This is a genomic window from Bacillus sp. AF62 (genome assembly GCF_050312695.1).
Taxonomy (GTDB): domain Bacteria; phylum Bacillota; class Bacilli; order Bacillales; family Bacillaceae_G; genus Bacillus_A; species Bacillus_A cereus.
The window spans coordinates 1-9,322 of the sequence record NZ_JBNPJZ010000111.1 but is presented as its reverse complement, the minus strand read 5'-3'; the positions used below and the strand labels follow the sequence as shown (position 1 = coordinate 9,322).

The following is a 9,322-nucleotide window of genomic DNA, read 5'->3' as shown; positions in this document are numbered from 1 at the left end:
TTGAAAATAGCAGACAGAGTTGCTTATTGGCAGGTGTAGCGATTTTATTAAAAAGATTTTAAACAGGTTCTAAGACTTCGCTAATTCCCACTGTGAACCAAGCCAAGAAACTAAATCAGTAAATTTTTGCTTCACTAAAGTCCAAGTTTCCTGAACCGGTTGAATGATATACTGTTTAAATAATCCCCACGCAACTTGCGCTACCGCTTTTGCAATTTCCCATTGTGTACCAAGCCATGTAACTAATTCGCCAATTTTTGTACTTACCCATTCATAAGCTTGTTGAATTGGTTGAATAATATATTGAGATATTGCCGCCCAAGCAATTTGCGCTCCAGCTTGGATTAATAACCATCCAGCTTGTAGTACCGTTGAAATTAATGAAATAATTGGATCTAAGAATGTAAGTATAGAATTCCAAATTTCTTGCCATTTTTGGTATAGTTGTATGAAAAATTGAGTTGCTGTTTCTACCAAAGATGACCACCAAGTAGATGCCGTCTCAACCAAAGAGGAGAGCCAACCTACAGCTGTATCAATTAAAGAAGAAAACCATCCTGAGGCTGTTTCTACTAGAGAAGATAGCCATGTAGAAGCCGTTTCTACTAGGGATGACCAATAAGACGATGCCGTTTCGACAAGTGAAGATAGCCACATTGTCGTTGATTCTACTAGAGAAGCCCACCAACCAGACACTGATTCTACAAGCGAAGATAACCAAGATGATGCTGTTTCGACTATTCCACTCCACAATTCAGATAAATATTTACCTATAGAATTAAAGGTATCTATCGTCCATTGACTTATAGAATCCCAATTTTGATATATAGTAATACCTAAAGCAACTACAGCTGCAACAATCACACCGAATAGAGCTATCCAACCTGTCATTGCTAAACCTATACTCGATATGACGACAACGATTGGTGCTAAAGCCATAAATGCTCCTGAAATTACACCAATAGCTACTGCTATAGCTGCCAACGTAGCCGCTAATTTAGGATTATTAGAAATCCAATCCGCTATTTTAGCAACAACATCAGCGATAACTCCAAGAACAGGTTTGAGAGCCATTTGTAAATCTTGCATCGCCTTTTGGAATTTAACCGCTGGGTTTGCATCCATTTTCTTAATGGAATCATTCAATTTATCTTGTTGTTTTCCAAAATCAACCGTTTTATCTTTCGCACCTAGCAAAGTATTAATGATGTTTCGCCCTTGATCCTCGTACATTGTACCGAAAAATTTAACGCCTAATTCATTACGCTTTGTTTCATCTTCAACTTGTGATAAGGCTTGTGCGATCTCAGTCATAGCTGCTGAACCTTCTTTACCACCATTAGCGACAGCTTGACCCCATTTTTCAACTTGCTCTGCTGAAATTTGTGTACCTTCAAGAGCTTCTTTCATTGCTTTATCGACACCTTGGCCGAACTCAGCTGCTTTGATACGCCCTTCTTTTAGACCATCTAAAAGATTATCAATATTCCAGGTACCAGTTTCAACCCCAGCTGCCATAATAGCTTGCACTTCTTCAGCGTTGTATCCTGCTCTCGTCAACTGTCCACCATATTCAGCAATAATATCTAATTGTTCTGGTGGGAAGCCCATTTTTAGTAATGCATCAGCCATCCCAAGAGCGCCCTCTTGGGAAATCCCTAATTCATTTCCTATTTCATTTGTTTCTTGAATTAATTCAGTGAAATCTATACCTGCATATGCTTTAGAAATAACAGCTGCGCTTTTTACAAATGAAGCATTTGCTTCATCACTAACATTTTTATTTAAAGCCCATTGTCTTCTTACACCTTCAAGCGATTCTTCAGCATCTAATCCATATGCTGAAATGCCTCTTACTGCTTCCTCTACTGATTTCTTTGAGGACTCAGGAACATCGAAAGAGATATCAATCTTCGTTTGTAGCTTTGACATGTCCATTGCTTTTTCAATAGCCTTTGCAATTCCGCCACCAGCTGCTAATCCACCGATAACATTTTCTAATCCTACTTTTAATCCTTCAAACTTTTTCTCAGTTCTTCCAGCTTCTTGTTGTAAATCTCTTAATTCATTTTGCACTTGCCGTATTGAGTTTCCAGCATCCACAGACCGAAGAGCTCGTTGCAATTTATCAATATCTGTTCCTGCACCTAATGCTTCACGGCCAATAATTCCAATTGCCTGCTCTAACTGACGACTTGTAGCTGTTCCATTTCGAATTGCATTCACAAGACGATTTCCTAATGCTCCTGCAAAATCATCAACGCTTTTTCCTGTAGCTCTAAACAATGTTTCTAATTGCCTTGTAGAACTCGCTACATTCTCTTGCTCAGCTTTCATGCTTCCGAGTTTATTTTTCAGACCATTAAGCGATCCTTCTGTAAATTCAATTTCACGCCTGAATGCACGATATTGTTCTTCAGAAATTTTACCGTTTTGAAATTGAGCTTGTACTTGTTGTTCCGCTGCTTTCAATTTATCTAGTTTTTGCGTTGTATTTTCAATCTGCTGTGTAAGTAACTGTTGTTTTTGCGCTAATGCTTCCACATTACCAGGATTGAACTTTAACAAACGCTCGACGTCTTTTAGTTCTTTAGCTAAAAAATCGCTTTGTTTATTAACATCTTTTAGAGCGTTTTGTAACGGCCCGGTATTACCATTAATTTCAATCGTAATCCCTTTAATTCTTCCTGCCATTTTCTCACTCCTTCCTTAGAATGAATCGAAGTCTTTTTGACCTGCTTTTCTAACTTTTTCTTTATCTGGATTCTCTAATTCAGCAAATTCAGCAATGTAATCAAAGCAATCACCAACGGTCATTTCTTCTAAGTCACCTTGTGTTAAATTTGCTTTATAACAAAGAGCAAGGGACATTCAGTGGTAAATTCTTCATCACTGAATGTCCCTTGCTCTCCATTGTTTTTCTTTATTTTTTTTTGCTCCCATAGTGAGCTGAACTAATTCCATTACCTCTGGCATGATTTCTTCAATTGGGAATTCTTCAAATTCATCCAGCCATGTCATAGGATCAGGAATATTCGGATCAGCCGTTTTAGCGTATAACCAAGTTAAGTCATAAATAAGTTCAAAATCCACATTGCTTAAATCAACATTAGACATATCAATTGGCTGTTGTGAGCCACCTGGTGAAGTTACTGCACTAATTGCCCCTAATCCCATCAAATCAGCAAATAAATTCCGTCTGAATTGTGCTTTATATCGCTTAACTGTTGCTGCTGTAGCTTTTAATCTGACTTTTTTCCCGTCTATTGTAATTGTCTTTTCCATTCACTTACGCCCCTTTTGGTACTACAGGTAACTTTGTATACACTTTTTTGTACCAATTATTATAGATTTCTTGTTTTGATTTAGTTGTAGTTTTCGTTTTAACCATACGTTTTCCGTTAATATCAATAGGGCTTGATACAAATTTAAGTTCATTTGTGTTAGGTTCTGCTGAATTTGTTTTCGTTTTAGATGCAATTGTTGGACGACTTGCTGCGCAGTTAAACATAACATGTCGAGTCGCTCGTACATCGCCATCGAATTCAAACAATAAAGCAAATGGTTTTCCTTTTGCGTCAGCTAATTCATTTAATACACCATCTTCTGTGTCTAATTCCTCTCCCAATGCATCAACTGCAAATTGCTCTGGAATTGTCGCGATGGATAGCGTACCGTCATAACCTTGGTTATTGCTTGCTGCATAGTACAGCATGTCATCAGCGTAGAACTCAATTAGATCTCCTCGTGGTTCAAAGGTTAATTCAACTGCACCTGGTAATCGAATCGGTGTACTGAATGTAATTGCGCCATCTTTAATTTCATAGAGTGCATAGTAGACATTTTTCAGACCAAAAGCTACTTTATTTTCATTCATTTAAATCAACCTCGTTTCATATATTTTTTGATACATTTTTTCAGATTCAATAAAAGTCCCATATGAGTCATAAGGAATTTCATGATCGTCTAGGACTTTTTCAAGTTTTTCTTCTGCAACTAAATCTTTTTTATTTGTGTAAAGTTCAATATTTGCATCGTCTATCTTGTAATACACCTTATTATCAGCCATTAAATTTGCTGATCCATCAACAAGGATACAAATATAAGGTGGCACTGGTACTGGCTTTCCTGGCGTTGCTATGAAATGCGAATAAGCCACAGGATAACCTGTAGCTTCAAGGATTTTTGTTAATTCACCTAATGTCATTCTTGAACCGCTCTCTCGATACGCCTTGGCAATTCATTAATTACATACTCTTCAACTGGACGAATATGCACTTGAGCCGGAACACGCCCACCTCCAACTTTCGCATGTCCATTTTCTAAAAGATGCGTTAATTGTCCTTGTGAATTGTGGACGACAACACTATTACCTTCTTTTTTCTTACGCCATCCTTTACGATATGCCCCTGTTTTTTTAGGACTACCTTGCTTTAATTTTTCTACAGCAACATCAGCAACTTCTTCTTGCGCTGTCAGTAATTCTTCTTCCACAACATTTGCATATCTTTGTAATTCTCTAGCAAGTTCGCTCGCAAAATCATTCATATCAAATATGCTCCTTTGCGATAATAGTCAATGTTTGATACATTTCATCATCATTCATTGGCGGTTCGATAATATCAAAGATACGACCTTTCATATTGATTCTCATTAATTCTGTAATACCTGCTGTATAAGGCATCACAAACCGATAAATTCGTGTAGATTGTGATGCCGAAGCTTCAATGTACCCCGAACCTTTTACCGTTTTTATCATTGCCCATGCTTTTTTTACTTCTTGCCAATTACCTGTTTCAACTTCTTGATTCAAATCATCTTTTATTACTTCAGGTTGCTCAATGATAATTCGATTTCTACAATCACCTGTATTCAGTGGTTTTTTATACTGAAAAGGACGCATATTAATCACCGTCCAATTTAATTTCTTCTAATGCTTTATCGATGCCTAAACTATTAATCTGACTTAAAAAATTCTTGTCAAAATACTCTAATGCATCGTTATAAACATAACGAGAGCGTTCAAAGACTAATTCTTTGAACTCCTCGTCATTATTTAAATCATAACTCCCGCAAATCCTAAGTAACGCCTTGTTAGACGTAGAAAGGATGCGCTTTAGGTTATCATCTTCCTCATCACCCAAGTGCATCCTATCTTTAAATTCCTGTAATACTCCATTCGAAATTACCTTATCCATTCACATCATCCTTGTGTCGGTGGCGTTACTTCTTCAAGTTTCAATGTATAAACTTGTGAAGTGTATTTATCCTTTGGTTTACCTGTAGCATATTGTTTAGCAATATAAACAGTTGCATCTTCTAAAGCTAATGTTTCTTCATACTTTTTGATTGGCTCTGTTCCACCCATCGCTGCAATGTATTCCCCTTTAACAAAGAAAACCACTTGTCCTTGAGGTACAAATACAGATTCTGTTGGGATTGGATTAAAAGGTAAGCTCGTTACATATACACCTGCCGCATTTTGAATCGTAGCATTTGCTTGAATATCAAAAGTATCGAATGGATTTGTTACCATAACTACTTTACCAGCAATATTTTTTGGTCGATCTGCATCTGTTTTACCATCAGGATTTAATTTTTTAGCCAATAATTTGACCACGCCTTTTAATTCATTAATTGTTTTGCGACCAGGCTCAAAAGTTAAAGTTCCAGCAACTTTTTTATCGGGATATACTCCATTCGTGACACTTCCGCTAGGGTCTTTTAATAATCCAATAGGTTCATTTTTACCCGTACCAGCTACAAAACCACGTTCTAAACCTACTGACATCGCTTCTGTAATCATAGTACGAACATATCGTTCCACCCATACTGGACCAAGCTTTAACATATCATTCGCTAATGGAATAAATGCAGTTAATTTCAGTTGAGTAATTGATTCTTTTCGGAATGTAGCATTTAATTGCCCTTTAATATCACCAAATAAAGGTCCCCATACAGCTGCCCCCTCTGAATCTCCATAAATAAATTCTGTCACGGCTCCTAAATTCTCTAAACCGATATGCTCTAGTAACGGATGACCTTGAACTAAATCATCAAAAATTCTCTCTTGTGTTGTCTTAGGTAAAGTTTCAGTAGATTTAAAACCACCATCTTCAACAACAGCATTAAAGAACTTCATTTCTTCACTTGTTAGTACATTAGCACCGCGAGATTGCATAATAGAACGATCTACCATTGATTCATTCACTTGATTTAAAATATCTGAACGAACATCTGTAGCAAGTGCTTCAATCATGGAATTTAACGCTGCTGATTGTTCTTCCGCTGTACCTTCTTGTGTTGCTTTCGCGAAAGCTAGTTTCTTCTCTTCAAAATTATTAAACTTAATAACCATATTTTATTTTCCTCCTAAAGTTAAAAAGAGCGTACTCAAATTCTGTTTTGTATGAACAGGCTTTTGAATAGGCTCTTTTGGATTTGTATTCGTTTGTAAATCATTCAAAATTTCATTTTTCAAACCTGATAACGCTGCATTTAAATCTTCTTTTGTAATCCCTTGGCTTTTGTTCATTGTTCCATTTCTAAAACCATCGATTACCTTTTGTGGAAGCATGGCAGCAGTAGAAGCTGACGCTGTCATTTTAACCTGATTATCCATAAACATGATTTCATCCACAAAATTATTTTCTAATGCTTGTTGTGGACCCATCCAAGTTTCTTCAGCCATCATATGAAGTAGTTCCTCTTCTGATTTACCACTTTTAATGATATAGGCGTTTACAATTGCTCGATCAGTCGTTTTCAACATTTCAGCAGCTTTTTCCATATCACGATGATCTCCACCATTCCACATAGAAGCATTGTGAATCATAATTTGTGCTGTAGGTGAAATTCGGACTTTATCACCAGCCATCGCAATAACAGAAGCTGCACTTGCAGCCAAACCGACAATTTGAACTTCCACATGACCAGGATAATTTTTCAGCGCTGTATAAATTTCTGATCCTTCGTGCACATAACCACCGGGACTGTTAATCGATACAATTAAATCCTCACCGTTGGCATTAGTTAGTTCTTTTGAAATTTTACCTGGGCTTGCAGCATCCATTTCAAACCAATCATAAATCCAAGCTTCATCATTAGATATAATTGGTCCTTTAACGTCAATTTTCACCGTCATTTATATTCTCACCTCCAGCATTCATTTCAGCATAATTTTTCGTAATATAATGTTTATTTAAATTTGGATCGTCTGAGATATCATAACCAACTTCTAATCTAACCTCATTACCTTTAAAAGCACCTGAAGAAATGAGCTTATCAATACTTTCCGCAAGCTCGAATATAGTCTGATAAGAAATAGATTTAACCTCAACTCTTTGCCCTTCAAGATACTCATTCATTTCAAAAAATTTAACGTTTACTTCATCAGAAATCTTTTTTAACAAAGGTTTTACTGTGAAATTCATGTAATTTTTCGTTTGCTTCTCAATATCAGCCATTTCGCCATATATTAAAGCTGTAGGTATTCCCATTGACATCGCTACTTGATTTAAGAAACCATTTGTTACTTTATTTATTTCTTCCACACTAGGACCATTAGCAGAGCCATTATAAACTTCTTTGTACTCAATTCCTTTTTGCTGTGGGACAATAGCGATATCTTTCTTACCGATCGCTTGATACATGTCATCTATGAATTTTTGTAACTTATCTACCTGTTCTTGTGTTTTAGCACCGATTATATCCATATCAACCGTGCCACGAATTTGATTTTTTCGTTTCTGAGAACTTAAAATTCTGCCGAATAAATCGCCATAATCAGCAAAGAGTCCATCAATAAGCGGTGATAACTTATCATTTCGATATTTTAAATGGATAACTTCACTCTGTTTAAAACTTCTCTTAAATTCATAATCTTTTACTACTACATTCGTAAATGTATCTTCAAAAACAGCGTATTCATTATGTTGAAAGTCATCAGCAATAAGTAAATCCTCGTCATCCGCTTGTATAACTAAACACTCATTATCATAAACAAGCTTCTGAATGAATTTTTCCCAGAATGTACTTGCTGTCATATTCTTATTTGGTCTAACATTTAAGCGATAATAAAGTTCATTCTTTTCAAATGCTTCACCATTTTTAACTCTAAATTCCGATTGACTAATTGTTCTTCCTAAAAATGATATACAGGTATCAATCGCTAGTCGCTTCATGTGAACTCTGTTCGCTGTATCGATAAACATATCTACATCAAACATAAACGCAATTTCTTTGTTTTTATTTAATACATCACTGATCCATCCAATTGTCATCACCCCCTCGTATTAGAATTTAATGTCGCCTATAACAAAATCAGTTACTTCTTGTATTTCATCAGCCCTATAAAGAGCATGTACAAAACACTGGAAGCCATCAGTCTTTCTACGAACCGGCTCCTTCTTCTCATAAACTTTGTTACCATCGGCTTTAATAACAACCAATACGTTTTGTGTATACCAACGCATCATAGGATTATCATCAAAAACGATTTGTTTATTTGCGAATGCCATTTCAATTCGAGGTGCTAGTAAACTATGAATTGCTCTAGGATTTCTTATAACTTCTATTTCAAATCTTTCTGCTTCTAATAACGGTCTTATTGCTTCCATACGGAAATTATCGGCAATAATTTTCTTCAATCCGTAAGAGTCACGCATTTCAACAAACCAATCGACAATATGTTGAGGATTAATTGTCGGTTCATCTACAACAGTTAACAAACCTTGTTCTTCCCATTCTCTAATTGGTGCATATTTCTCTTTTTTAAATTCCTTTGCTTTTTTAGAGTATCCATAGTAAATATCAACAAACTCTTTTCGGACAAATGAATGAGTTTTGAAAATATATTCACCATCTACCCTAAATAAAAGACCGCAAGCAGCGAAATCTCTAATACTTGCAAAATCTAAAGCTCCAACACATTCTCGTCCATATAAGTCAGGAAATGGACGATTTGTAGCAACGATTTCTTCCCATTTTGCAACCGAACGTTCTAAATCCGAAACAGGTAAATTCATTCGTTTTGTCATGAATTCAATTCGGTTGTCTGGATCATCTTCTAGATCTTCATATTCTTCCTTCATCGTTTCAAATAAGCCTTCAGCATATTCACTTAATGGCTTTGATAACATGGGATTCGCAAATTCCCATTTATCTAAATCATCAACTTCTCTTTCATCATTGAGCTTACAAATAAAAGGAAAGACAGCGTTTGGACGTGCTTCGCCTTTTAAAACTTTCATTGCTTTTTCTTTTAATTTATCTAAGAAACCGTCTCGTACATACCCATCTGTACCAATATAAAACTCGCGTG

10 protein-coding genes and 1 pseudogene are annotated in these 9,322 nt (G+C 36.1%); all 11 read right to left on the bottom strand.

The genetic code is table 11. The annotated features are described in order from the left end of the window. Nucleotides 1-72: 72 nt before the first annotated feature. Nucleotides 73-2,694 (bottom strand): annotated as a pseudogene (locus ACQRBL_RS27885) (DUF2207 domain-containing protein); the annotation flags it as partial. A gap of 195 nt (nt 2,695-2,889) precedes the next feature. Further along, a complete protein-coding gene (locus tag ACQRBL_RS27880; protein ID WP_256424508.1) occupies nt 2,890-3,285 on the bottom strand; it encodes a hypothetical protein in 396 nt (131 codons plus the stop codon). Nucleotides 3,286-3,289: 4 nt separating this feature from the next. Further along, the gene (locus ACQRBL_RS27875; protein ID WP_411996770.1) at nt 3,290-3,877 is read right to left on the bottom strand and encodes a major tail protein; all 588 of its coding nucleotides are present in this window, start codon (nt 3,875-3,877) and stop codon (nt 3,290-3,292) included. Then, nucleotides 3,878-4,207, bottom strand: a complete 330-nt coding sequence (locus ACQRBL_RS27870; RefSeq protein WP_427736035.1) for a hypothetical protein — start codon at nt 4,205-4,207, stop codon at nt 3,878-3,880. Then, nucleotides 4,204-4,548 (bottom strand): HK97 gp10 family phage protein, encoded by a 345-nt coding sequence (locus ACQRBL_RS27865; protein WP_271143454.1) that lies wholly within the window; start codon nt 4,546-4,548, stop codon nt 4,204-4,206. The genes ACQRBL_RS27870 and ACQRBL_RS27865 overlap by 4 nt, the downstream gene beginning before the upstream one ends. Before the next feature lies 1 nt (nt 4,549). Next, a complete protein-coding gene (locus ACQRBL_RS27860; protein WP_427736032.1) occupies nt 4,550-4,903 on the bottom strand; it encodes a phage head closure protein in 354 nt (117 codons plus the stop codon). A 1-nt stretch (nt 4,904) separates the two neighbouring features. After that, entirely contained in the window at nt 4,905-5,198 is a 294-nt protein-coding gene (locus ACQRBL_RS27855; protein WP_411996857.1) for a hypothetical protein, read from the bottom strand. Nucleotides 5,199-5,203: 5 nt separating this feature from the next. Then, complete coding sequence (locus ACQRBL_RS27850) at nt 5,204-6,358, bottom strand: phage major capsid protein (RefSeq protein WP_427736030.1); 1,155 nt, start codon at nt 6,356-6,358, stop codon at nt 5,204-5,206. 3 nt (nt 6,359-6,361) lie between these two features. Further along, a complete protein-coding gene (locus tag ACQRBL_RS27845; protein WP_277547654.1) occupies nt 6,362-7,144 on the bottom strand; it encodes a head maturation protease, ClpP-related in 783 nt (260 codons plus the stop codon). Continuing rightward, complete coding sequence (locus tag ACQRBL_RS27840) at nt 7,128-8,282, bottom strand: phage portal protein (protein WP_411996816.1); 1,155 nt, start codon at nt 8,280-8,282, stop codon at nt 7,128-7,130. The genes ACQRBL_RS27845 and ACQRBL_RS27840 overlap by 17 nt, the downstream gene beginning before the upstream one ends. Nucleotides 8,283-8,294: 12 nt before the next feature. Then, the coding region (locus ACQRBL_RS27835) for a terminase TerL endonuclease subunit (protein ID WP_427736027.1) at nt 8,295-9,322 on the bottom strand (1,028 nt) is incomplete at its 5' end.

Excerpts from the sequence above, each read along its gene's own strand:
- ACQRBL_RS27850 (WP_427736030.1), bottom strand. The coding sequence starts at position 6,358 with ATGGTTATTAAGTTTAATAATTTTGAAGAGAAGAAACTAGCTTTCGCG.
- ACQRBL_RS27845 (WP_277547654.1), bottom strand. The coding sequence starts at position 7,144 with ATGACGGTGAAAATTGACGTTAAAGGACCAATTATATCTAATGATGAA.
- ACQRBL_RS27860 (WP_427736032.1), bottom strand. The coding sequence starts at position 4,903 with ATGCGTCCTTTTCAGTATAAAAAACCACTGAATACAGGTGATTGTAGA.
- ACQRBL_RS27875 (WP_411996770.1), bottom strand. The coding sequence starts at position 3,877 with ATGAATGAAAATAAAGTAGCTTTTGGTCTGAAAAATGTCTACTATGCA.
- ACQRBL_RS27870 (WP_427736035.1), bottom strand. The coding sequence starts at position 4,207 with ATGACATTAGGTGAATTAACAAAAATCCTTGAAGCTACAGGTTATCCT.
- ACQRBL_RS27840 (WP_411996816.1), bottom strand. The coding sequence starts at position 8,282 with ATGACAATTGGATGGATCAGTGATGTATTAAATAAAAACAAAGAAATT.
- ACQRBL_RS27880 (WP_256424508.1), bottom strand. The coding sequence starts at position 3,285 with ATGGAAAAGACAATTACAATAGACGGGAAAAAAGTCAGATTAAAAGCT.
- ACQRBL_RS27865 (WP_271143454.1), bottom strand. The coding sequence starts at position 4,548 with ATGAATGATTTTGCGAGCGAACTTGCTAGAGAATTACAAAGATATGCA.
- ACQRBL_RS27855 (WP_411996857.1), bottom strand. The coding sequence starts at position 5,198 with ATGGATAAGGTAATTTCGAATGGAGTATTACAGGAATTTAAAGATAGG.